The organism is Photorhabdus thracensis (assembly GCF_001010285.1).
GTDB classification, from domain to species: Bacteria; Pseudomonadota; Gammaproteobacteria; order Enterobacterales; family Enterobacteriaceae; genus Photorhabdus; species Photorhabdus temperata.
In genome coordinates, this window is sequence record NZ_CP011104.1 from 423,670 (window position 1) to 447,760 (window position 24,091).

Annotated in this window: 12 protein-coding genes, 1 tRNA gene, 3 rRNA genes, 1 pseudogene and 1 other annotated feature; of the genes and pseudogenes, 8 read left to right on the forward strand and 9 right to left on the reverse strand. The window is 45.4% G+C overall.

Annotated features, from left to right (window positions below):
- Positions 1–9 precede the first annotated feature (9 nt).
- The gene (gene emrB / locus VY86_RS01435; RefSeq protein ID WP_046973671.1) at positions 10–1,551 is read left to right on the forward strand and encodes a multidrug efflux MFS transporter permease subunit EmrB; all 1,542 of its coding nucleotides are present in this window, start codon (positions 10–12) and stop codon (positions 1,549–1,551) included.
- Between the two features lie 45 nt (positions 1,552–1,596).
- On the opposite strand, the gene VY86_RS01440 is transcribed toward emrB, so the two are convergent.
- On the reverse strand, positions 1,597–2,613 hold the full coding sequence (locus VY86_RS01440; RefSeq protein ID WP_046973672.1) for a tRNA/rRNA methyltransferase: 1,017 nt from the start codon (positions 2,611–2,613) through the stop codon (positions 1,597–1,599).
- 137 nt (positions 2,614–2,750) lie between these two features.
- On the opposite strand from VY86_RS01440, the gene VY86_RS01445 reads away from it, so the two are divergent.
- From VY86_RS01445 to pssA, 3 genes are all read left to right on the forward strand, one after another.
- A complete protein-coding gene (locus tag VY86_RS01445; RefSeq protein WP_046973673.1) occupies positions 2,751–3,425 on the forward strand; it encodes a tRNA-uridine aminocarboxypropyltransferase in 675 nt (224 codons plus the stop codon).
- A gap of 65 nt (positions 3,426–3,490) precedes the next feature.
- Positions 3,491–6,133, forward strand: coding sequence for a bifunctional acetate--CoA ligase family protein/GNAT family N-acetyltransferase (locus tag VY86_RS01450; RefSeq protein ID WP_046973674.1), 2,643 nt, complete (start codon positions 3,491–3,493; stop codon positions 6,131–6,133).
- 163 nt (positions 6,134–6,296) lie between these two features.
- Positions 6,297–7,652: a CDP-diacylglycerol--serine O-phosphatidyltransferase gene (gene pssA / locus VY86_RS01455; RefSeq protein WP_046973675.1), complete on the forward strand. Its 1,356-nt coding sequence runs from the start codon at positions 6,297–6,299 to the stop codon at positions 7,650–7,652.
- Between the two features lie 829 nt (positions 7,653–8,481).
- Here the strand turns inward: pssA and rrf are convergent.
- From rrf to rluD, 7 genes are all read right to left on the reverse strand, one after another.
- Positions 8,482–8,597: ribosomal RNA gene (gene rrf, locus VY86_RS01460) — 5S ribosomal RNA — on the reverse strand.
- A gap of 125 nt (positions 8,598–8,722) precedes the next feature.
- A 23S ribosomal RNA gene (locus tag VY86_RS01465) occupies positions 8,723–11,633 on the reverse strand.
- A 189-nt stretch (positions 11,634–11,822) separates the two neighbouring features.
- Positions 11,823–11,898 (reverse strand) — tRNA-Glu (locus VY86_RS01470).
- 82 nt (positions 11,899–11,980) lie between these two features.
- Positions 11,981–13,526 (reverse strand): 16S ribosomal RNA (locus VY86_RS01475).
- Together the 16S, 23S and 5S rRNA genes with 1 tRNA gene alongside form the textbook arrangement of a ribosomal RNA operon.
- A gap of 437 nt (positions 13,527–13,963) precedes the next feature.
- Positions 13,964–16,537 carry an ATP-dependent chaperone ClpB gene (clpB, locus tag VY86_RS01480; RefSeq protein WP_046973676.1) on the reverse strand — a complete coding sequence of 858 codons (2,574 nt, stop codon included), beginning with the start codon at positions 16,535–16,537 and terminating at the stop codon, positions 13,964–13,966.
- 135 nt (positions 16,538–16,672) lie between these two features.
- Positions 16,673–17,404 (reverse strand): purine nucleoside phosphorylase YfiH, encoded by a 732-nt coding sequence (yfiH, locus tag VY86_RS01485; protein ID WP_046973677.1) that lies wholly within the window; start codon positions 17,402–17,404, stop codon positions 16,673–16,675.
- The gene (gene rluD, locus VY86_RS01490) at positions 17,405–18,382 is read right to left on the reverse strand and encodes a 23S rRNA pseudouridine(1911/1915/1917) synthase RluD (protein WP_046973678.1); all 978 of its coding nucleotides are present in this window, start codon (positions 18,380–18,382) and stop codon (positions 17,405–17,407) included. It abuts the gene before it with no gap.
- Between the two features lie 138 nt (positions 18,383–18,520).
- On the opposite strand from rluD, the gene bamD reads away from it, so the two are divergent.
- From bamD to VY86_RS22850, 4 genes and pseudogenes are all read left to right on the forward strand, one after another.
- Positions 18,521–19,252, forward strand: coding sequence for an outer membrane protein assembly factor BamD (bamD, locus tag VY86_RS01495; RefSeq protein ID WP_046976646.1), 732 nt, complete (start codon positions 18,521–18,523; stop codon positions 19,250–19,252).
- A gap of 289 nt (positions 19,253–19,541) precedes the next feature.
- A complete protein-coding gene (gene raiA / locus VY86_RS01500) occupies positions 19,542–19,880 on the forward strand; it encodes a ribosome-associated translation inhibitor RaiA (RefSeq protein ID WP_031281420.1) in 339 nt (112 codons plus the stop codon).
- A 109-nt stretch (positions 19,881–19,989) separates the two neighbouring features.
- Positions 19,990–20,110 (forward strand) — a sequence feature (Phe leader region).
- Positions 20,111–20,164: 54 nt separating this feature from the next.
- Positions 20,165–21,322, forward strand: a complete 1,158-nt coding sequence (gene pheA / locus VY86_RS01510; protein ID WP_046973680.1) for a bifunctional chorismate mutase/prephenate dehydratase — start codon at positions 20,165–20,167, stop codon at positions 21,320–21,322.
- 112 nt (positions 21,323–21,434) lie between these two features.
- Positions 21,435–22,828: pseudogene (locus VY86_RS22850) on the forward strand (IS5-like element ISPlu14 family transposase).
- Between the two features lie 140 nt (positions 22,829–22,968).
- On the opposite strand, the gene tyrA reads toward VY86_RS22850, so the two are convergent.
- On the reverse strand, positions 22,969–24,090 hold the full coding sequence (tyrA, locus tag VY86_RS01525; RefSeq protein WP_046973682.1) for a bifunctional chorismate mutase/prephenate dehydrogenase: 1,122 nt from the start codon (positions 24,088–24,090) through the stop codon (positions 22,969–22,971).
- Between the last annotated feature and the right edge of the window lies 1 nt (position 24,091).

Consider the following 24,091-nt stretch of genomic DNA (forward strand, 5'->3'; position numbering starts at 1 on the left):
GAGGCAACAGTGACAAGACAGCCGCTTACAGGTGCCAAACTTGCCTGGATGACCATTGCGTTATCTTTGGCAACTTTCATGCAAGTTTTGGATTCCACAATTGCTAACGTAGCGATACCCACTATCGCAGGTAATTTGGGGTCATCAAATACTCAAGGGCTCTGGGTAATTACCTCTTTCGGTGTCGCTAATGCGATTTCAATCCCGGTTACCGGATGGCTGGCAAAACGCATTGGTGAAGTTAAGTTATTCATCTGGTCAACAGCCCTATTTACTATAGCTTCCTGGTTATGCGGAATTTCCAATAGCCTTGGAATGCTAATCTTTTTCCGGGTTATTCAGGGGTTAGTTGCTGGTCCTCTTATTCCTCTTTCGCAAAGCCTACTACTGAACAATTATCCGCCAGCCAAAGGAAATATGGCTCTGGCGTTATGGTCACTCACTATTATTGTCGCACCGATTTTTGGCCCTATTCTGGGTGGCTACATCAGTGATAACTATCATTGGGGATGGATTTTCTTTATCAACGTTCCTGTTGGTATAGCGATTATTCTGATTGCTATGCAAACACTGAAAGGGCGTGAAACCCAAACAGAGATCAAGCCTATCGACACAATAGGACTCGTGTTACTGGTCATCGGGGTGGGTTGTTTGCAAATTATGCTAGATCAGGGTAAAGAACTGGACTGGTTTAATTCTACAGAAATTATCGTATTGGCTGTTATAGCCGTAATCGCATTGATATGTCTGACAATATGGGAATTGACCGATGATAACCCAATTATTGATTTGTCGCTGTTCAAAGAACGCAATTTTACTATTGGTTGTCTCTGCCTGAGTTTGGCTTATCTACTCTACTTCGGCACAATTGTTTTATTACCTCAGTTATTACAGGAAGTGTTTAGCTATACAGCAACCTGGGCAGGGCTTGCATTAGCGCCGGTAGGATTGTTGCCATTGATAATATCACCACTGATTGGTAAATGCGGTAATAGAGTAGATATGCGTTACATAGTAACATTCAGCTTTGTTATATACGCTGTCTGTTATTACTGGCGTGCATATACATTCGAACCAGGAATGGATTTTGCCGCTTCAGCGTGGCCTCAGTTTATTCAAGGACTTGCTATCGCCTGTTTCTTTATGCCGCTAACAACCATTACCCTTTCTGGCTTACGGCCAGAGCGGATGGCATCTGCATCCAGTCTGTCTAACTTTATCCGAACATTGGCAGGTTCAATAGGAACATCACTAACGGCGACCATGTGGACTCAACGCGAAGCAATGCATCACTCTCATTTTACTGAATACATCAATCCTTATAACTCCGAGATTCAACAAACTTATCAGCAATTATCGGCATTGGGAATGAATAACCAACAAATTTCTGCTTATCTGGCAAAAGAAATTACCCATCAGGGACTCATAATTTCAGCAAATGAAATTTTCTGGCTCTCCGCCGGCGTATTCCTGATCTTGATTATACTCGTCTGGTTAGCGAAACCCCCATTCACACAAGGAAGTAAAGACAGTATTAGCGGAGCCCACTGAATCTTAAATAGCAAAACGGGAGCACTACAGCTCCCGCTTTTACTATCAAGCTCTATTCTGTCGCCACCATTCAGCCAGTATAACGCCAGTTGCAACAGAAACATTCAGGCTTTCAACCAAACCAGTGCCCCCGACAAACAAACTCATATCGCCATGTTCCCAAGCGCTGTCACTCAAGCCATCATGTTCCTGACCAAGTACCAGAACCATTTTTTCGGGTAATTCAGCTTTAGCTAAATTGGTGCTGCCTTTATGGCTGGATGTTGTCACAATGGTGTAACCAGCTTCACGAAATTTATTCAGTGTAGTGGTAAAACCATCAGCATCAATACCTTTAATATGTTCAGCACCACCCTCCGCTGTACGAATAGCCGCACCAGATTCTAGCAAAGCCACATCCTGCAAAATCACACCCTGCACACCGAAATGCGCACAGCTTCGCATAATAGCACCAAGGTTATGTGGATTACCCACATCTTCAAGAGCCAGAACACAGTCTTTTACCGGAGCATTTTTCAGGTAGGTCTGCGCATTCAAACCACTGCGTTTTTTAATCAGAAAACAAACACCGCCATGATGTTCAGTCCCTGACACTTTCGCCAGTTCAGCTTCATCCACAACATGATAAGCTTTACGGTTGGCAGCCATCCATTTTAGAGCATTACGGAAGCGTGGTGTCACTGACTCAACAAACCAGGCTCGAACTATCGCCTCAGAACGGTTTTTAAACATCGCCTGACAAGCATTTTCACCATAAATCCGGGTTTCTTCCATGCGCTGACGACGAAGCTGCTCTGGATCAATCTGGCTTTTTCCACTGATACCGCCATGCTCTGGCGTTAAAGAATCACTCTCAGGGCGAGAAACTGTTTTCCAGGGCGATCTTTCACGCTCAGTAACACGCAGAGAACGGGATGATCGCTCATTGTCCCGGCGACGCTGACCTTGATCGCGCCCTTTACCCGACGGACGTTTATTATTGCTGCGGCTGTCATTATTGTCCTCACTGCGGACATACATCACTTTGACTTTGCCATTTTTACCACTGTATGAATCGTTCATTCGTCCCTCCAACTACTTTATGGCGCGAAGATTACCTGATGTGTGCATGGTAAGCTACCTCTGACAACCACAATCCATTAAAATATGCCTTTAATTTTTTTCCTGCCTTTTACCTGAAGGACCCAGATTCCTGATTTATGAATGATAATGCCGTCTTCCAACTGCGCCAACAGCACCTCGCTCGTTCTACCCGTCCCTTTCGTGCCCGTGGTTGCCGTACAGAACGTTGCTCTTATTGTCTACTGCCACAAAAAAGTTGTCTGTGCGATACCATCGAACCGGCGAATGCCGCCAGCCGCTTTTGCCTTATCATGTTTGATACCGAACCATTAAAACCCAGTAATACAGGTAAATTGATTGCTGACATTCTTCCTGATACACAAGCTTTTCTTTGGTCAAGAACCGCTCCTGACCCGCAAATGCTGTCCGCAATCCAAGATCCATCCCGTCAGCCCTATCTGATATTTCCAGAAAGCTATACTCAACCTCCACGTAAGGTTTATCAACATATCCCTTCCAACAGTAAGCCACCGCTATTTATTATGCTGGATGGCACATGGCCGGAAGCCAGGAAAATTTTCCGTAAAAGCCCTTACCTAGATGATATTCCATTGTTATCAGTCAACAGTGCAACAAAAGCAGATTATTTACTGCGGATGTCCGTTAGAGAAGAACAACATTGTACCGCGAAAGTGGCTGCTACCATCCTGGAACAAGCTGGCGATTTAGTTGCTTCTCAGCGGCTGCTTACTCATTTTAGCTATTTTCATCAACAATATCTGGCAGGTAAACCTCATCACCCGATAGCGTAAATCACAGCAATTACCAACAAAATCCGTTACAGTGACCACATTAATCGCTAACAAGGAGCCTCCTGATGAGCCAGCGCGGACTTGAAGCTTTATTACGCCCTAAATCCATTGCGGTAATTGGTGCCTCAGAAAAACCAGAACGAGCTGGTTCAGTTATGATGCGCAACCTGCTTGCAGGAGGATTTGCCGGGCCAATACTGCCGATAACACCCAATAGCGATTCCGTTCAAGGGGTTTTAGCCTATCCTTCAATAGATAAATTACCAATCACACCAGATTTGGCTGTTATTTGTACTCATCATAGCCGCAATTTGCAAAGTCTGGAACAACTGGGACAACTTGGTTGCAAAACAGTTATTATTCTTTCCTCACCAGAGCCCCAATTTCCTGAGCTAAAACAGTGTTGCCAGCGCTATAGTATCCGGCTACTTGGACCAAACAGTTTGGGATTATTAGCCCCCTGGCAAGGATTAAACGCCAGCTTTTCCCCAATTCCAATACTCAAAGGGAAACTAGCCTTTATCTCTCAATCTGCGGCGGTATCAAATACGATTCTTGACTGGGCTCAACACCGAGGAGTCGGATTTTCCTACTTTATCGCGTTAGGTGACAGTGTAGATATTGATATTGATCATCTGCTTGATTTTCTGGCTCGTGACAGTAAAACCAGCGCTATCCTGCTCTATCTGGAGCATATTCATGACGCCCGTCGCTTTCTTTCAGCATCCAGAAGTGCTTCCCGCAATAAACCTATTTTGGTGGTTAAAAGCGGCCGCACCAAGCAGGCTCAGAAATTACTTGGTGAACAACAAAATCTGGATGCTGCCTATGACGCAGCAATTCAGCGCGCTGGATTATTGCGGGTGCAAGATACACATGAAATGTTTTCTGCTGTAGAAACATTAAGTCATATGTCACCTTTACGGGGAGAGCGACTATTTATCATCAGCAACGGTGCAGCTCCAGCAGCAATGGCGCTGGATGAGTTATTCCGTCGTAACGGTAAGTTAGCAACGTTAGGTGAAGAAACAACGAAGGCATTGAAAACACATCTGCCAGAAACTATCACCTTACACAACCCTCTGGATTTAAGAGATGACGCTACGGTGGAACGTTACATCTCTGCACTAAAACCATTACTAGACAGCCATGACCATGATGCTCTGTTACTTATTCATTCCCCTAGCGCAATTGCTCCCGGCATTCAGACCGCCACAAAAGTCATTGAAATAATCCGTAAACATCCACGGGGAAAATGGCTGACTATCTTCACCAACTGGTGCGGAGAGTATTCCTCACAAGAAGCCCGCCGTCTGTTCAGTGAAGCAGGTATTCCAACTTACCGAACCCCGGAAGGCGCTGTTACTGCTTTTATGCATATGGTGGAATATCGCCGCAATCAGAAACAATTAACAGAAACGCCAGCACTATCAGCAAACATCACAACCAATACGGCCCACGCCCATCAGTGCATACAACAAGCTCTGGAACAGGGGAATTCGCGTCTAGATACCCATGAAGTTCAACCTATTCTGGAAGCCTATGGCCTCAATACACTTCCAACCTGGATTGCACATAACAGTGATGAAGCAGTCAGTATTGCCCAACAGATCGGTTATCCTGTCGCCCTGAAATTACGTTCACCAGATATCCCGCATAAATCAGAAGTTCAAGGGGTTATGCTCTATTTGCGCAACGCAAATGAAGTCAGAGCTTCTGCTCAAGCGATTATCGAACGTGTCAATCAAAATTTCCCTCAGGCAAGAGTTCAGGGACTGCTAGTTCAAAGCATGGCAAACCGTGCCGGAGCTCAAGAATTGCGTATTGCAGTAGAACAAGACGAGGTATTTGGTCCACTGATTATGCTGGGAGAAGGTGGTGTTGAATGGTTACCGGAAACACAAGCAGCCGTAGCATTGCCACCGCTTAATATGGCATTAGCACGATACCTGGTTATTCAAGCCATTAAAAGTAGAAAAATTAAACTCAGGGGCTCCCCTCAATCACTAGATGTGCTGGCACTTAGCCGACTTTTGGTTCAAGTATCTAACCTGTTACTTGATTGCCCACAAATCGTACGACTAGATATTCATCCATTACTGGCTTCCGGCGATGAATTCACACTACTGGATGTTTCAATGGAATTATCTTCGATAGAAGGTGATCCACGGACCAGATTGGCTATCCGCCCATATCCAAGCGAACTGGAAGAAACCATAAAACTGAAAGGTGGTGCAGAATGCCTTCTACGTCCGATTCTGCCAGAAGATGAACCACTGCTGAAAGATTTTATCGGTCAGGTTACCAAAGAAGATCTTTATTACCGCTATTTCAGTGAAATCAGCGAATTCACCCACGATGATTTAGCAAATATGACTCAGATTGATTACGACCGTGAAATGGCATTTGTTGCCGTGCGTCATCCTAATACTACCCCGGAAATTATCGGTGTCACTCGTGCCATAGCTGATCCCGATAATATTGAGGCAGAATTCGCTGTGCTGGTACGCTCTGATTTAAAAGGAATTACGTTAGGGCATCAGCTTATGATCAAACTGATTAATTATACACGGGAACATGGCATAAGCCGTCTCAACGCCATCACTATGCCAGAAAACCGTACTATGATAAAACTGGCTAAAAAACTTGAATTTACCATAGATGTTCAATTTGAAGATGGTATTGTAAACTTAACCCTCGAACTTTAAATCAACTACGTGATGAATCGCACAGACTTGAATCATTAGGTAACAGAGCGTTAAATCATGCTCACAATTAGTCAAACTAATGGTATTATCGCCAGATCATTTGATTCATTGCTCTATATAATCGTATTTTAGCCATCCAACATAAGAGAAAAAACGCACTGTGATGTTGTCTAAATTCAAACAAGCTAAACACCAACAACACCTTGCACAACTGCCTAAGCTACCTCAGTCAGTTGCTGATGTTAAAACACTTTATCAACCTGAAGTGTTCCGCAGCACCCTGCTGGAAAAAATTGCTAATGCTGAAAAACATATTTATATCATCTCCCTCTATCTAGAAAACGATGACGCAGGGAGAGATATCCTTAATGCACTTTATGCGGCTAAACAACAACGTCCGAACCTGGACATTAAAGTTCTTGTTGACTGGCATCGGGCACAACGTGGACGAATTGGCGCTGTTGCAATGGCAACTAATGCCGATTGGTATTGTTCCATGGCAGAAACATATTCTGACGTAAAAATTCCAATATTAGGTGTGCCAGTAAATACCCGTGAAGCACTGGGTGTTTTACATTTAAAAGGTTTTATCTTTGATGATACTGTGATTTATAGCGGAGCGAGCATTAATGATGTTTATCTCCACCAACATGACAAATATCGTTATGATCGCTACCACTTGCTCCACAATGCAAAGCTTGCAGAAGCAATGAAGCACTTTGTTGATAATTACATTATCGCTACAGGCGCGGTACAAAAACTGAATTGTAAGAATCGCCCCCGTAGCCCTGAAATTAAAACGCTGATCCGTCAATTTCGTTTTTCTCTGCGACACACGACTTATCAGATAAATAATCAGGCAACGAACGACGAATTGTCTGTCACTCCACTTGCCGGTCTGGGGAAGAAAAACCTTCTAAATAAAACCATCAGTCATCTTATCGCCAGCACAGAACAAAAGCTGGTTATTTGTACTCCATATTTTAACCTTCCAGCTATCATTGCCCGGCTGATTGTTCATCTGCTTCGTCAGGGTAAAAAAGTGGAAATTATTGTTGGCGATAAAACTGCCAACGATTTTTATATTCCACCGGAAGAACCATTTAAAATTATCGGTGCATTGCCATATCTATATGAAATCAACCTGCGCCGTTTTATCAGCAGGCTACAGCGCTATGTGGACAGCAATCAACTCACTGTACGGCTATGGAAAGATGGTGATAATAGCTATCATCTGAAAGGTGTGTGGGTAGATAATCAATGGCAGTTGATTACAGGAAATAATCTTAATCCTCGTGCCTGGGGATTGGATTTAGAAAATGCAATTCTTATCCACGATCCTAATAAAGAAATGCAGGAACAACGTATAAAAGAATTAAATTGTATCCGTACTCATACTACGATTGTCAGTAATTATCAGGAACTGGACAGTATCCAGATTTACCCAGTCAAAGTACGTAAACTTATCCGTCGCTTACGCCGTATCCGGGTAGACAGGCTGATTAATCGTATTCTGTAATTGAATCGATAAAGCTGATTATCTTCTCTGAATCTCTTGTAGCGAATAACTTCAGGGGATTTTTTAATTTAATAAATTCTAGTTCTGCTTAAAAATAATCATTTCAAAGGTATGAAATTCAGGATCTGTTTTTTAGGGTTAAAAAGTAAAGAGAACTAACCCAACGACTACCCGAACTACAATGTTTAAATATTCTATTTAAGAAATATTCTTTAACCGGTCAAATATCACCTCAATTATATGCTGCTTTAAATTTTTATATACAGCATGGCAAATATCACTATTCTTACCAGGTAAAAGAATACAGAGTTTTCTCTTCTAAATCTTGTTTATTAAATCAATACAAATGGAATTAAAATAATGAAATTTATTCTTAACACTGAAACATTATTCAATGTTGCTTTTATAAGATAATAAATAGATTTTCATAATTACTCCTCACTTTAAATTAAACTTTATATGCCAAAGAATATATTTCCTCCAACTAAGAAACTCTCACGGCAAACAGAATGAGATATATTTACATAATTTACTTAAAAAAATAAAAAGGTATTAATGTAATATTACCTGGAAATATTATTTACTCTTAGCGAAAGCCATAAAGACTGACTAAACTTATAATATTGCTAATTTTCTATAAGTTCAAAAACTGGTTTAAGTTATTTTTCTATGCTTGTTGCTATAATATTATTAACATACTGATGGGCTACCTGTTGCCAAAGAAAGCGGAATATTCATCAGATGAAAAACTGGAGTAAATCAATAATAAAATCATCCCCCAAAACGCAAAAACCCCCAGCTTACGCTGAGGGTCTTCACCGAATATCAAGCCTGGCAGTTCCCTACTCTCACATGGGGAGACCCCACACTACCATCGGCGCTACGGCGTTTCACTGCTGAGTTCGGCATGGGGTCAGGTGGGACCACCGCGCTATCCCCGCCAGGCAAATTCATTTCATCCCGACCGTTATGCTCGCCCCCGTTTCCCCGGGCCGCACAACCATCAGAACCAATCTGTTCAACAAGCTGAATCTCTCTCATCTCTCGCACCAAAACACCTTCGGTGTTGTAAGGTTAAGCCGCTCGGTTCATTAGTACTGGTCAGCTCAATGCATCGCTGCACTTACACACCCAGCCTATCCACGTCTTCGTCTTAAACGTTCCTTCCGTGACCTTACGTCAAGGGAAGACTCATCTCAAGGCAAGTTTCCCGCTTAGATGCTTTCAGCGGTTATCTCTTCCGCACTTAGCTACCGGGCTATGCCATTGGCATGACAACCCGTACACCAGTGGTGCGTCCACTCCGGTCCTCTCGTACTAGGAGCAGCCCCTTTCAATCTTCCTGCGCCCACGGCAGATAGGGACCGAACTGTCTCACGACGTTCTAAACCCAGCTCGCGTACCACTTTAAATGGCGAACAGCCATACCCTTGGGACCAACTTCAGCCCCAGGATGTGATGAGCCGACATCGAGGTGCCAAACACCGCCGTCGATATGAACTCTTGGGCGGTATCAGCCTGTTATCCCCGGAGTACCTTTTATCCGTTGAGCGATGGCCCTTCCATGCAGAACCACCGGATCACTAAGACCTACTTTCGTACCTGCTCGAGCCGTCACTCTCGCAGTCAAGCTGGCTTATGCCTTTGCACTAACCTCACGATGTCCGACCGTGATTAGCCAACCTTCGTGCTCCTCCGTTACGCTTTAGGAGGAGACCGCCCCAGTCAAACTACCCACCAGACACTGTCCCCGATGCGGATCACGCACCCGGGTGAGAACATCGAACATTCAAGGGTGGTATTTCAAGGATGGCTCCATGCAGACTGGCGTCCACACTTCCAGGCCTCCCACCTATCCTACACATCAAGGCTCCATGTTCAGTGTCAAGCTATAGTAAAGGTTCACGGGGTCTTTCCGTCTTGCCGCGGGTACACTGCATCTTCACAGCGAGTTCAATTTCACTGAGTCTCGGGTGGAGACAGCCTGGCCATCATTACGCCATTCGTGCAGGTCGGAACTTACCCGACAAGGAATTTCGCTACCTTAGGACCGTTATAGTTACGGCCGCCGTTTACTGGGGCTTCGATCAAGAGCGTCGCACTTACGCGCTAACCCCATCAATTAACCTTCCAGCACCGGGCAGGCGTCACACCGTATACGTCCACTTTCGTGTTTGCACAGTGCTGTGTTTTTAATAAACAGTTGCAGCCAGCTGGTCTCTGCGACTGGCTTCAGCTCCGGGCGCTCGGCCCTTCACCTACCGCCAGCGTGCCTTCTCCCGAAGTTACGGCACCATTTTGCCTAGTTCCTTCACCCGAGTTCTCTCAAGCGCCTGAGTATTCTCTACCTGACCACCTGTGTCGGTTTGGGGTACGATTCAATATGACCTGATGCTTAGAGGCTTTTCCTGGAAGCCGGGCATCAACCACTTCACCGCCGTAGCGGCTCGTCATCACGCCTCAGTGTTGCAGCAGAACGGATTTGCCTGTCCTGCCCACCTACACGCTTAAACCGGGACGACCGTCGCCCGGATGGCCTAGCCTTCTCCGTCCCCCCTTCGCAGTCACATTCAGTACAGGAATATTAACCTGTTTCCCATCGACTACGCTTTTCAGCCTCGCCTTAGGGGTCGACTCACCCTGCCCCGATTAACGTTGGACAGGAACCCTTGGTCTTCCGGCGAGCGGGTTTTTCACCCGCTTTATCGTTACTTATGTCAGCATTCGCACTTCTGATACCTCCAGCGGGCCTCACGACGCCGCCTTCGCCGGCTTACAGAACGCTCCCCTACCCAACGACACATTCATGTCGCTGCCGCAGCTTCGGTGCATGGTTTAGCCCCGTTACATCTTCCGCGCAGGCCGACTCGACCAGTGAGCTATTACGCTTTCTTTAAATGATGGCTGCTTCTAAGCCAACATCCTGGCTGTCTGAGCCTTCCCACCTCGTTTCCCACTTAACCATGACTTTGGGACCTTAGCTGGCGGTCTGGGTTGTTTCCCTCTTCACGACGGACGTTAGCACCCGCCGTGTGTCTCCCGTGATACCATTCTTCGGTATTCGCAGTTTGCATCGGGTTGGTAAGCCGGGATGGCCCCCTAGCCGAAACAGTGCTCTACCCCCGAAGATGAATTCACGAGGCGCTACCTAAATAGCTTTCGGGGAGAACCAGCTATCTCCCGGTTTGATTGGCCTTTCACCCCCAGCCACAAGTCATCCGCTAATTTTTCAACATTAGTCGGTTCGGTCCTCCAGTCAGTGTTACCTAACCTTCAACCTGCCCATGGCTAGATCACCGGGTTTCGGGTCTATACCCTGCAACTTATGCGCCCAGTTAAGACTCGGTTTCCCTGCGGCTCCCCTAAACGGTTAACCTTGCTACAGAATATAAGTCGCTGACCCATTATACAAAAGGTACGCAGTCACCCCTATTAATAGAAGCTCCCACTGCTTGTACGTACACGGTTTCAGGTTCTCTTTCACTCCCCTCGCCGGGGTTCTTTTCGCCTTTCCCTCACGGTACTGGTTCACTATCGGTCAGTCAGGAGTATTTAGCCTTGGAGGATGGGCCCCCCATATTCAGACAGGATACCACGTGTCCCGCCCTACTCGTTGAGTTCACAACTTGTGTGTTTTGGTGTACGGGACTCTCACCCTTTACTGTGCGACTTTCCAGACGCTTCCACTAACACACCCGCTGATTCAGACTCTGGGCTGCTCCCCGTTCGCTCGCCGCTACTGGGGGAATCTCGGTTGATTTCTTTTCCTCGGGGTACTGAGATGTTTCAGTTCCCCCGGTTCGCCTCGTTTGACTATGAATTCATCAAACGATAGTGCAACGGATTGCACTGGGTTTCCCCATTCGGACATCGCCGGCTATTACGCTTCATATCAGCTTACCGACGCTTTTCGCAGATTAGCACGTCCTTCATCGCCTCTGACTGCCTAGGCATCCACCGTGTACGCTTAGTCGCTTAACCTCACAACCCGAAAATGTCTCGGATTGCCGATTGTTGAGAGACTGGTCAATAATACCTCGGTGATATTATCGACGGTTTCAATTTTCAGCTTGTTCCAGATTGTTAAAGAGCATTTATCGTTAAACCGACTTCATCAGAAATCCGCTTAACGATAACACGACGACGGCTTTCACCCGTCATCACCGCAAGTGGCGTCCCCTAGGGGATTCGAACCCCTGTTACCGCCGTGAAAGGGCGGTGTCCTAGGCCTCTAGACGAAGGGGACACAATGGCCGGCTTCGCAGACGCGTCTTGCTCGACTTTCATCAGACAATCTGTGTGAGCACTGCACTCAACCGCATCTCAGGTAAGGAGGTGATCCAACCGCAGGTTCCCCTACGGTTACCTTGTTACGACTTCACCCCAGTCATGAATCACAAAGTGGTCAGCGCCCTCCAAACGGTTAAGCTACCGACTTCTTTTGCAACCCACTCCCATGGTGTGACGGGCGGTGTGTACAAGGCCCGGGAACGTATTCACCGTAGCATTCTGATCTACGATTACTAGCGATTCCGACTTCATGGAGTCGAGTTGCAGACTCCAATCCGGACTACGACAGACTTTATGTGTTCCGCTTGCTCTCGCGAGGTCGCTTCACTTTGTATCCGCCATTGTAGCACGTGTGTAGCCCTACTCGTAAGGGCCATGATGACTTGACGTCATCCCCACCTTCCTCCGGTTTATCACCGGCAGTCTCCTTTGAGTTCCCACCATTACGTGCTGGCAACAAAGGATAAGGGTTGCGCTCGTTGCGGGACTTAACCCAACATTTCACAACACGAGCTGACGACAGCCATGCAGCACCTGTCTCTCAGTTCCCGAAGGCACTTCGCTGTCTCCAGCAAATTCTGAGGATGTCAAGAGTAGGTAAGGTTCTTCGCGTTGCATCGAATTAAACCACATGCTCCACCGCTTGTGCGGGCCCCCGTCAATTCATTTGAGTTTTAACCTTGCGGCCGTACTCCCCAGGCGGTCGATTTAACGCGTTAGCTCCGGAAGCCACTCCTCTTAGGGAACAACCTCCAAATCGACATCGTTTACCGCGTGGACTACCAGGGTATCTAATCCTGTTTGCTCCCCACGCTTTCGCACCTGAGCGTCAGTCTTCGTCCAGGGGGCCGCCTTCGCCACCGGTATTCCTCCACATCTCTACGCATTTCACCGCTACACATGGAATTCTACCCCCCTCTACGAGACTCTAGCCAACCAGTCTTAGATGCCGTTCCCAGGTTAAGCCCGGGGATTTCACATCTAACTTAATTGACCGCCTGCGTGCGCTTTACGCCCAGTCATTCCGATTAACGCTTGCACCCTCCGTATTACCGCGGCTGCTGGCACGGAGTTAGCCGGTGCTTCTTCTGCGGGTAACGTCAACATACCGCTCTGTTCAAGCGATATCCTTCCTCCCCGCTGAAAGTACTTTACAACCCGAAGGCCTTCTTCATACACGCGGCATGGCTGCATCAGGCTTGCGCCCATTGTGCAATATTCCCCACTGCTGCCTCCCGTAGGAGTCTGGGCCGTGTCTCAGTCCCAGTGTGGCTGGTCATCCTCTCAGACCAGCTAGGGATCGTCGCCTAGGTAGGCCATTACCCTACCTACCAGCTAATCCCATCTGGGTTCATCCGCGGGCGTGAGGCCCTTTCAGGTCCCCCACTTTGGTCTTGCGACATTATGCGGTATTAGCCACCGTTTCCAGTGGTTATCCCCCGCCCTCGGGCAGATCCCCAGACATTACTCACCCGTCCGCCGCTCGTCAGCAAAAATGCAAGCATTTTCCTGTTACCGCTCGACTTGCATGTGTTAGGCCTGCCGCCAGCGTTCAATCTGAGCCATGATCAAACTCTTCGATTAAAAGCTTGATGCTCAAAGAAACTGACTGTTCATTCGTTATGAATTAACTGTTGTTCACTCTTTAAGACTTTAGTGTATTCTTTTGTGATACCGTCTTGTGAGTGCCCACACAGATTGTCTGATTAATTGTTAAAGAGCAGGCTGAAATAAAAAGTAATATTCTCGTTCAGCCGGGCTGCGTATACTACGCTTTTCGCCCGCAGAGTCAAGCGCTTATTTGCTTTGTTCTGCCTGGCCTCACACGTTTTGTCAGCGTTGTGTCGGTCAGTGGTGGCGCATTATAGGGAGTTCTTCGGCGCTGGCAAGCGTTTAATTACAAAAAGAATCCGATCGCTCGCCAATTAAGCAAAAACAGTGCTGAATTGCGATTCCTTGCACAAAATGGCAAAAAAAGAGGCAGTTCCCTACCTCTTTAATATCTTCAGTTAAGTATAAAGTTATTGTTTTGCCACTATATGGCTATTTTCCACATCCAGAGTAACTGGTTTTCCTGGTAATAACTGACCAGAAAGTATCTTTTGAGCTAATGGGTTTTCGATTTCCTGCTGGATAGCTCGTTTCAATGGTCGTGCCCCATACACAGGATCGAACCCAGCCTCTCCTAGCATTTCCAACACTTGCTGAGTAATAGTAACCTGATAGCCACGCTCTTCCAGACGTTTGTACAAACGTTGCAATTGAATATCTGCAATTGCTGACAAATGCCGACGTCCTAACGGATGGAACACAACAACCTCATCAATACGGTTAATAAACTCTGGTCTGAAATGATGGCTAACAGTTTCCATCACCATATCTTTCATTTCGCCATAATTTAGGTTACCAAAACGCTCTTGAATCATGTCTGAACCCAGGTTAGAAGTCATGATCACAACCGTGTTACGGAAATCAACAGTACGACCTTGCCCATCAGTCAATCGACCATCATCCAGCACCTGCAACAAAATGTTAAAAACATCCGAATGCGCTTTTTCCACCTCATCAAGCAAAATAACAGAGTAAGGCCGACGACGAACAGCCTCCGTCAAATAACCGCCTTCTTCGTAACCAACATATCCTGGGGGCGCTCCCACAAGCCGTGATACTGCATGCTTTTCCATAAATTCAGACATATCGATACGCACCATTGCATCATCGCTGTCAAACAGGAAATTAGCCAAAGCTTTGCATAACTCAGTTTTACCCACTCCGGTTGGGCCAAGGAACAAGAATGAACCAATCGGACGATTTGGATCAGATAATCCAGCCCGATTGCGGCGAATCGCATTGGATACCGCATCTACCGCTTCATCCTGACCAATAACTCGTTTGTGCAATTCTTGTTCCATACGCAGCAGCTTATCTTTTTCACTCTCAAGCATTCTGGAAACAGGAATACCCGTCCAACGAGCAAGAATTTCAGCAATTTCCGCATCGGTCACTTTGTTACGGAGCAGTTTCATAGGCTTACCTTCAGCTTGTGTGGCTGCGGCAAGCTGTTTCTCCAGCCCAGGTATTTTCCCATACTGAATTTCAGACATCTTCGCTAAATCACCACTACGGCGAGCTTGTTCCAGACTGATACGGGCATTTTCCAGTTCTGCTTTTATATTCTGAGTACCAGTAAGCTCAGCTTTCTCAGCTTTCCATTCTTCTTCTAGTTCAGAATATTCACGTTCTTTCTCAACCAGCTCTTCATTGAGCATTTCAAGCCGTTTTTTACTGGCATCATCAGATTCTTTTCTCAGTGCCTGCTGTTCCAGCTTTAATTGAATAACCCGACGTTCCAGACGGTCCAGCGTTTCAGGTTTTGAGTCCATTTGCATACGTAGACTGGCACCAGCTTCATCAATCAGGTCGATAGCTTTATCCGGCAACATACGATCTGAGATATAACGATGAGATAAAGTTGCTGCCGCGACAATCGCAGGGTCTGTAATCTGTACATGATGATGTAGTTCATAACGTTCTTTCAGACCACGCAAAATAGCGATGGTATCTTCTACTGAAGGTTCTGCAACGTAGACTTTTTGGAAACGACGTTCCAGTGCCGCATCTTTTTCAATATATTGGCGATATTCATCCAATGTAGTTGCGCCTACACAGTGAAGTTCACCGCGGGCCAGAGCGGGTTTCAGCATGTTACCGGCATCCATTGCCCCCTCAGCTTTACCTGCACCAACCATAGTATGCAATTCGTCAATAAACAGAATGATACTGCCTTCCTGTTTAGAAAGATCATTCAGCACACCTTTCAATCGCTCTTCGAATTCACCACGATATTTAGCTCCTGCTAACAATGCCCCCATATCCAGAGAAAGAACCCGCTTATTTTTCAGCCCTTCAGGGACTTCTCCATTAATAATTCGTTGAGCAAGCCCTTCGACAATGGCCGTTTTACCGACTCCAGGTTCACCAATCAAGACAGGATTATTTTTGGTACGGCGTTGCAATACTTGAATAGTGCGGCGAATTTCTTCATCACGGCCAATCACCGGATCAAGTTTGCCTTGTTCAGCACGTTCGGTCAGATCAATGGTATATTTCTTAAGAGCTTGACGTTGATCTTCCGCGCCCTGGTCATTAATTTTCTCACCACCACGCATTTGTTCTATTGCCTTAGTGACTTTTTCTTTTGTTGCTCCGACAGTTTTCAATATGTCACTCAATGTGCCACGCTCTTCCAGCGCTGCCAGAACAAATAATTCTGAGGAAATAAAATTATCCCCCGCTTTTTGTGCTAGTTTGTCACACAGATTTAAATGACGAATTAAGCCATTAGATGGTTGCACATCACCACCAACACCCTGTACCCGCGGCAAACGTTCTAAAGCCTGCTCAAGCTGATTGCTGAAACAGCCTGCATCGATTCCAACTAATATTAATAACGGACGAACAGAGCCACCTTCTTGTTTTAACAGTGAGCTCATCAAGTGAATTGGTTCGATGAATTGATTATCATGTCCCAGCGCAAAGGACTGGGCGTCAGCGAGAGCAAGCTGGAATTTATTAGTAAGACGATCCAGACGCATAACACCTCCAATACTGATTTCAGAATTTTGCTACTGGAGATTAAATGAGGCCATTCCTCAAATATTCAAGGTGATTCTGAAAAGCAAATTATGAGGCATTCTCTTATGCGCCAGTGGATCGCCCTATGGGATAGGTTATATCAGCCAGATTAAAGTTGCCATACGTCCAGTGATCCCATCACGACGATAAGAGAAAAATTTCTCTTTATTACTAACAGTACACTCAATCCCGCCAAAAATCGCTTTTATACCAACAGATTGCAATTTTAATTTTGCCAGCAAATATATATCTGCTAAATATTTCTCACCAAAAGGCATAAAAGCTTTATTTAGATCAGAATCCTGTGCAATGAACGCTTCCATAACTTCACTGCCAACTTCAAATGCTTTCGCGCCAATTGCCGGTCCTAACCAAGCTTGAATCTGATCAGGCTTAGTTTTAAATTGAGCAACCGTATTTTCTAACACTCCAGCGCATAGACCACGCCAACCAGCATGAGCGGCTGCAACCTCATCACCAGCAGAACTACAAAACAGTACAGGCAGGCAATCTGCTGTCATCACAGCGCAAACCTGCCCGGGAATGTTGGTGTAAACAGCATCAGCTTTATTATCTTCCACTGGCTGACCATCAAGACTTACAACACGAGTGCCATGAACCTGTTCTAACCAGGCCGGCTGTTGAGGCAATTCTGCCACTTTAGCCAGAATATGCCTGTTTTGTTCAACCACATCAGGCTCATCGCCAACATGCTTACCAAGATTCAGACTATCATAAGGTGACAAACTGATTCCTCCCAAGCGGGTGGAACTACAGGCTTTTACTGTCGGCGGTTGTGACCAGTTTGGAAAAATAAGCGGCGTCATTTACCAATCCATTTCGTCTTTAAATGCTTCTGCATCTGCTTTTAATGCATTAATCAGAATAACCATATCTTCAGGTAAGTTAGCATGCCATTCCATTTCAATTCCGGTAATCGGATGATAAAGACGTAGCATTGTGGCGTGCAATGCCTGACGATCAAAGTTACGCATCACATCGCGGAATTCATCGGAAGCGCCTTTCAAAGGACGAGAACGACCACCATACAGAGGATCTCCCACCAACGAGTGACTAATATGGGCCATGTGGACACGTATCTGATGCGTTCTACCTGTTTCCAACCGCAAACGCAAACGGGTATGTGCCCTGAAATGCTCCATCACCCGATAGCGGGTAATCGCAGGTTTTCCCATCGGATGTACTGCCATATGTGTACGTTTTGTCGGGTGACGCGAAATAGGCTCTTCAACTATTCCACCAGCAGTCATACGACCTGTCGCTACAGCTTCATACTCGCGGGTAATTTCGCGCAGTTGGAGTGATTCCACTAAACGGGTTTGAGCAGGAACAGTTTTAGCAATGACCATAAGCCCTGTCGTATCTTTATCAAGGCGGTGAACAATACCCGCCCGGGGAACATCGGCTATTTCAGGGTAACGATATAACAGAGCATTTAATACTGTACCGTCTGGATTTCCCGCACCTGGATGAACAACCAAATTACGTGGCTTATTTATTACCAGAATATCATCATCTTCATAGACAATATCTAACGGAATATTCTGAGGTTCCCAACGTGCATCTTCCTCAATGATGGCATCAATTGAGATTTCTTCACCTCCAAGCATTTTTTCTTTTGGCTTATTGATTAATTTGCCATTAACCTGAACTCTGTCGTCCAAGATCCAATCTTTTATGCGTGATCTTGAATAATCAGGGAACAATTCGGCCAAAGCCTGATCTAAACGTTGACCGAGCTGAGAATCGGCGACTGTTGTATTAAGTCGTATTTGTTGTGCCATATATTGTTTCTACACTTACGTTGAGTTTTGACGGCAGAGCCGATTAATTTAATATAGTGTGCTATTGTAACTCGATCTTTTGCCGGGAGCTTCATGGATAGTCTCCCAGAAAAACACTCAGAGGATAATCAACACGTGATGATACGCATAAAACATCTGGTGGCAGCAGCCACATTGAGCCTGGTACTTGCCGGGTGCTCTGGTAGTAAAAATGCTGTCCCAGACAGCCCACCTTCGGAAATTTACTCCGCTAGTCAGAAAAAGCTGCAAAACGGTGACTATAAACCTGCGATCTCGCAATTGGAAACCCTCGATAACCGCTATCCATTTGGCCCTTATTCACAGCAAGTACAACTTGATCTGATTTATGCTTATTATAAATCCTCTGACTTGGCAATGGCATTAGCTTCCATTGACCGCTTCATGCGCCTAAACCCAACTCACCCCAACATTGATTATGTTCTGTATATGCGCGGATTAACCTCACAAACATTGGATAACAGCGCACTGCAAAGTTTCTTCGGCATTGACCGCTCAGATCGTGACCCTGAACATGCCAGGGCATCATTCAGGGATTTTAGCCAATTAGTACGTTATTATCCTAACAGTCTATATGCTGCCGATGCCAGTAAACGTTTAGTGTCCATCAAAGAGCGCCTGGCGAAATATGAACTTTCTGTTGTGGAATATTATAACAAACGCGGCGCTTATGTTGCGGTGGTAAATCGAGCGGAACAAATGCTGCGAGATTATCCTGACACACAGTCAACCCTGAAGGCACTACCTTATATGGAAAAGGCTTATACGCGTTTGGGTTTAACGGCACAGGCAGATAAAGTAGCAAAACTCATTGCTGCTAATCCAACATAAAGAAGCAGACAAAATAAAACAGCAGTTCCGGCTGCTGTTTTATTTTTTACTTAATAAAACACAAAAAAGGGCTGTTTATCAAGAGGGTTAATAAAGACTCAACTTATCAATAATGTCTCATAAACTTTCATTCCGCAATAGATATTCTTCGTATTTTTATCGCTAATCACAATTACTTCAACTACTTGCCACACATCTGATTAAAGGTGATTTAGATCACATTTTCCATGAAAAAGGAATGTATGCTGAAATTATTGAAGGTGGATAATCAATAATGAGAGGTAACTATATGATAGTGAACATTACCAGCAAACAAATGGAGATTACCCCGGCAATTCGCAACCACGTAGAAAACCGTCTGAGTAAACTGAATAAATGGCAAGTAAACCTGATAAATCCTCATATTATTCTATCAAAAGGCCCTCAGGTTTTTATGGCTGATGCAACCATAAGTATACCAAATGGTACGTTAGTTGCGGGTGCAAAGCATGAAGATATGTATGTTGCCATCAATGAATTGTTAGCAAAACTGGAACGTCAGTTAAATAAAGTACAACATAAAGGAGAAGCACGCCGTACTTATAACAGTGTTAAAGAATCAAATCTTGATCCAGAAACACAACAATAAAATAACTATGGCTTGTCTCTAACGCGTCCGATTTGGGCGCGTTTTTTTATTGACAGAAACAACAACATAAGGTTAATTAGAGTACATTGTTTATATGGGCTGTGAATATGATGAATACAAACCTGTTTTTCTTCTCCTTCTTTTTTACCTTCCCCTAAGGGGAGGCTTTCGTCCTTGAAGAAAGAACCAGAAGACGAACAGCAAGCCTCCCAATTGGGAGGCTTTTTTCTGTCCACTGCAAACATATTATTGTCAGAATATGAATAACCAATTAGGAACTCATTATGGATCAAAACAATTTGCTGAAAATACGGAAAAAAGTCAGCGAACTTGATTTAAAGTTACTGATTTTACTGGCAGAACGACGCCAATTAGCCTCTGATATCGCACAAACTAAATTACAGGATAATCGTCCCATCAGAGACAAAGATCGTGAACGGGAGCTATTGGATATTCTAATTAAAAAAGGAAAAAGCCACGGGCTTGATGGTTTCTATATCACCCGTCTGTTTCAAACGATCATCGAAGATTCTGTCCTCACTCAGCAAGCATTATTACAGCAACACCTCAATCAAACACCCTACGATTCAGCTCGTATTGCATTCCTTGGTCCTCGTGGTTCCTATTCTCATATCGCAGCCCGCCAATATGCAGCACGTCATTTTGATCAATTGATTGAATGCAGTTGCCATAAGTTCCAGGATATCTTCCCCTTGGTTGAAACCGGACAGGCTGATTACGGAATCTTACCAATTGAGAACACCAGTTCTGGCTCTATCAATGATGTTTATGACTTATTGCAACATACCAGTTTGTCAATTGTAGGAGAAATAACAATTCCCATTAACCATTGCCTGCTAGTTGCAAGAAATACAGAACTATCACAGATAAAAACGGTTTACAGTCACCCTCAACCATTCCAACAATGCAGTCAATATATTAATCAATTCCCGCATTGGAAAATTAAATATTGCGAAAGCACCGCCGCAGCTATGCAAAAAGTCGCTGAACAGAATTCACCAGAAATTGCAGCTTTAGGCAGTGAAGCCGGTGGGGCGCTTTATCAGTTACAAGTCCTGGAACAAAATCTGGCAAATCAATCACATAATATTACCCGTTTTATTATCGTTGCCCGTCAGCCTATTGAGGTTTCAGAACAGGTACCATCCAAAACAACATTTATTATGGCTACTGGGCAACAAGCGGGAGCGTTAGTAGATGCACTTATGGTGCTAAAAGAACATAATATCATTATGAGTAAACTGGAATCTCGCCCGATTAGCGGAAATCCGTGGGAAGAGATGTTTTATATTGATGTCCAGGCTAATATTCGTTCAATCAATATGCAACATGCCCTGAAAGCATTAGCGGAAATTACTCATTCATTAAAAGTATTGGGATGTTACCCAACAGAAAGTGTAGTTCCAGTCAGTCCATCCTGATTAAAAAGAACCGGATATTTCGATATCCGGTTCAGATTATTGACAAAGTGCTGGTTTTTTATCCGGCATTTTGTTTTAATTAAGTTCCGTTCACTCAACGGAGCTTGCCACCATGTTAAGACCCCCCCCTCTCCAGACTTTCCCGCCAGAAACGCTCTCGCTTGACGAGCTGGTCCCTAAAAATCATTTGGTCCGTCAAGTCGATGCTGCCATTGATTTCGAATTTATCCGCGAATTAGTCGCCCCGTTGTATTGCCACAATAATGGCCGTCCTGCTATCGATCCGGTCATGCTGATTAAAATGATGTGACTCGGCTACTTGTTTGGCGTCCCCAGTGAACGCCGTCTGGTACAGGAAATTCAGGTTAATGTGGCTTACCGCTGGTTTCTGCGCCTCGGACTGACAGAAAAGGTCCCTGATGCCTCAACCCTGAGCCAGAACCGCCGCCGCCGTTTCAATCATACCGCGGTCTTCCAACAGATTTTTGACCACATTGTTGAACAGGCGATAGCCAAAGGATTTGTGGGCGGACACGTACTCTATACCGACAGCACCCACCTGAAAGCCAGTGCCAATCCGCATAAATCGGAGAATGTCATGCGGTCGGTTCCCCCCGGCGCCTATGTTGACGCACTGGATAAAGCCGTCACTCAAGACCGGGCGGCAGCTGGAAAAAAAGCCTGAAGCCAGCCCTAAAGGAACGGCAGAGAAAGACGAAGGTCAGTATCGTCGATCCGGAAAGCGGGTTTATGCACCGGACCAACAAACCCAGGGGGTTCTTTTACCTTGACCACCGTACCGTGGATGGGCAAGTCGGTATTATCACCGATACCTACGCCACACCGGGTAATGTCCACGACAGCCAGCCTTTTATCAAGCGTTTGACGCGTCAGTTAGAGCGTTTTGCTCTCAATCCCCTCGCGGTTGGGTTGGATGCGGGCTATTTTACGGCCCCGGTTTGTTATCTGACGGAACAGTTAGGCATTATCCCCATCATAGGTTATCGCCGGCCGAATAAGGGACCAAATACCTTTCAGAAGAAACATTTCACCTATGACCAGCTACAGGATTGTTATGTCTGCCCGCAGGGAGAAAAACTGATTTATACCACAACCGACCGTCAGGGATACCGGCATTATCAGGCCCCGGCGGCTATCTGCCAGTGTTGCCCGCAGCGTGATGCCTGCACGCACGCGAAAGGCGGAAAAACGATAACCCGTCATATCTGGGAGGCCAGTAAAGAGCAGGCCAGAGAAAACCGGCTAACGGAATGGGGTAAAAAAGTTTACAAGCGACGAAAGGAAACAATAGAGCGCAGTTTTGCGGATGCGAAGCAACATCACGGGCACCGTTATGCCCATTTTCGCGGGTTGCAGAAGGTGCAAATACAGTGTCTTTTGGCGGCAACTGCCCAAAATATCAAGAAGATAGCCTTGCTGGTCGCGATGCTTTGTTGTTTTTATCTCTGGAGGGCGAGCCAGTCAATGCCCGCGAAGCGAAAATAACGCCCTGACGGGCGATTGAATCGGGTCAATGAGGAAAATGAGTTGTATTATGATTCGTAATGAAAGGAACAAACCCCATTATTTTCAATGGGGTTTGTCAGCGGTCTGAACCGGATATTTCGATATCCGGTTCTTTTTAATTATTGACGACTATCATTCGCTTGTTGAAGCAATACTCTGCTCTCTTTCATAAAGTGAAGCGCATAATCACCAAACCATTCACTAACATCTTTAAAACTGCTGATAAAAGCCTGTTTATCCTGGTTTTCCAGTAACTCAAGCGCTTGTCCAAAACTTTGGTGATAACGACGTATAAGATCAATATTCTCTGGCGATGACATAATAATATCAGCGTAAAGCTGAGGATCTTGCGCAAACAATCGCCCTACCATAATCAGTTCCAAGCGGTAAATTGGTGAGGATATTGATAATAATTGTTGTAAATCAGTATCTTCCTGTGCGAGATGTTGCCCATAAGCGAACGTCGTGAAGTGGCGTAACACCTGGATAAAACTCATATTTTTATCATGCTGTTCAGCATCCATCTGATGTAGGCAAGCCCCCCAAATCAGCAGCTGTTCCAAAAACCACTGATAAGCTTCCTCCTGGCGTCCGTCACAGTAAACAACAACCTGTTTTGCCAAGCTGCCTACATCCGGCCCAAACATAGGATGTAGCCCCAGTACTGGTCCTTTGTGCACATCAAGCATAGCCTGTAATGGTTTCTGTTTGATAGATGCCAAATCCACCAAAATACAATGGTCAGGTAATGGTGGTAAACGGCGAATAACCTCTTCTGTCAGATGAATAGGTACACTGATAATGACCATGCCTGCACCAGCCAAAATCTGCTCTGCGTCAGGCCAATCTTGTGATTCCAGATTTTTAACTTCATAACCAGACAAAGTTAACAGGCGACCAAACAGTCTCCCCATTTTACCCAAACCACCAACAATGACTATCGACCCTAATTGAGGGCAAAGAGTTTTAAATCCTTTGTCATTTTCGCTGGTATAAGACTCCCGCATAATGCGACGCAGAATATCTTCAATTAAATCCGGTGGAACACCAAAATCTTCAGCCTCTTGCCGACGTGAAGCAAGCATCGCCGTTTCTCTGTCAGGCGCATAAATTGGCAACCCATTTTGGCTTTTTACCTCACCAACCTCTGCAACTAATTCCAGTCGCTTTGCCAGTAAATCCAGCAAAGCTTTATCCACTTCATCAATCTTGTCCCGTAATTGAGATAATTCAGCCACCATA

Excerpts from the sequence above, each read along its gene's own strand:
- rluD (WP_046973678.1), bottom strand. The coding sequence starts at position 18,382 with ATGGCACAACAAATACGACTTAATACAACAGTCGCCGATTCTCAGCTC.
- pssA (WP_046973675.1), top strand. The coding sequence starts at position 6,297 with ATGTTGTCTAAATTCAAACAAGCTAAACACCAACAACACCTTGCACAA.
- tyrA (WP_046973682.1), bottom strand. The coding sequence starts at position 24,090 with ATGGTGGCTGAATTATCTCAATTACGGGACAAGATTGATGAAGTGGAT.
- pheA (WP_046973680.1), top strand. The coding sequence starts at position 20,165 with ATGGATCAAAACAATTTGCTGAAAATACGGAAAAAAGTCAGCGAACTT.
- VY86_RS01445 (WP_046973673.1), top strand. The coding sequence starts at position 2,751 with ATGAATGATAATGCCGTCTTCCAACTGCGCCAACAGCACCTCGCTCGT.
- clpB (WP_046973676.1), bottom strand. The coding sequence starts at position 16,537 with ATGCGTCTGGATCGTCTTACTAATAAATTCCAGCTTGCTCTCGCTGAC.
- raiA (WP_031281420.1), top strand. The coding sequence starts at position 19,542 with ATGATAGTGAACATTACCAGCAAACAAATGGAGATTACCCCGGCAATT.
- VY86_RS01450 (WP_046973674.1), top strand. The coding sequence starts at position 3,491 with ATGAGCCAGCGCGGACTTGAAGCTTTATTACGCCCTAAATCCATTGCG.
- VY86_RS01440 (WP_046973672.1), bottom strand. The coding sequence starts at position 2,613 with ATGAACGATTCATACAGTGGTAAAAATGGCAAAGTCAAAGTGATGTAT.
- yfiH (WP_046973677.1), bottom strand. The coding sequence starts at position 17,404 with ATGACGCCGCTTATTTTTCCAAACTGGTCACAACCGCCGACAGTAAAA.
- bamD (WP_046976646.1), top strand. The coding sequence starts at position 18,521 with ATGATACGCATAAAACATCTGGTGGCAGCAGCCACATTGAGCCTGGTA.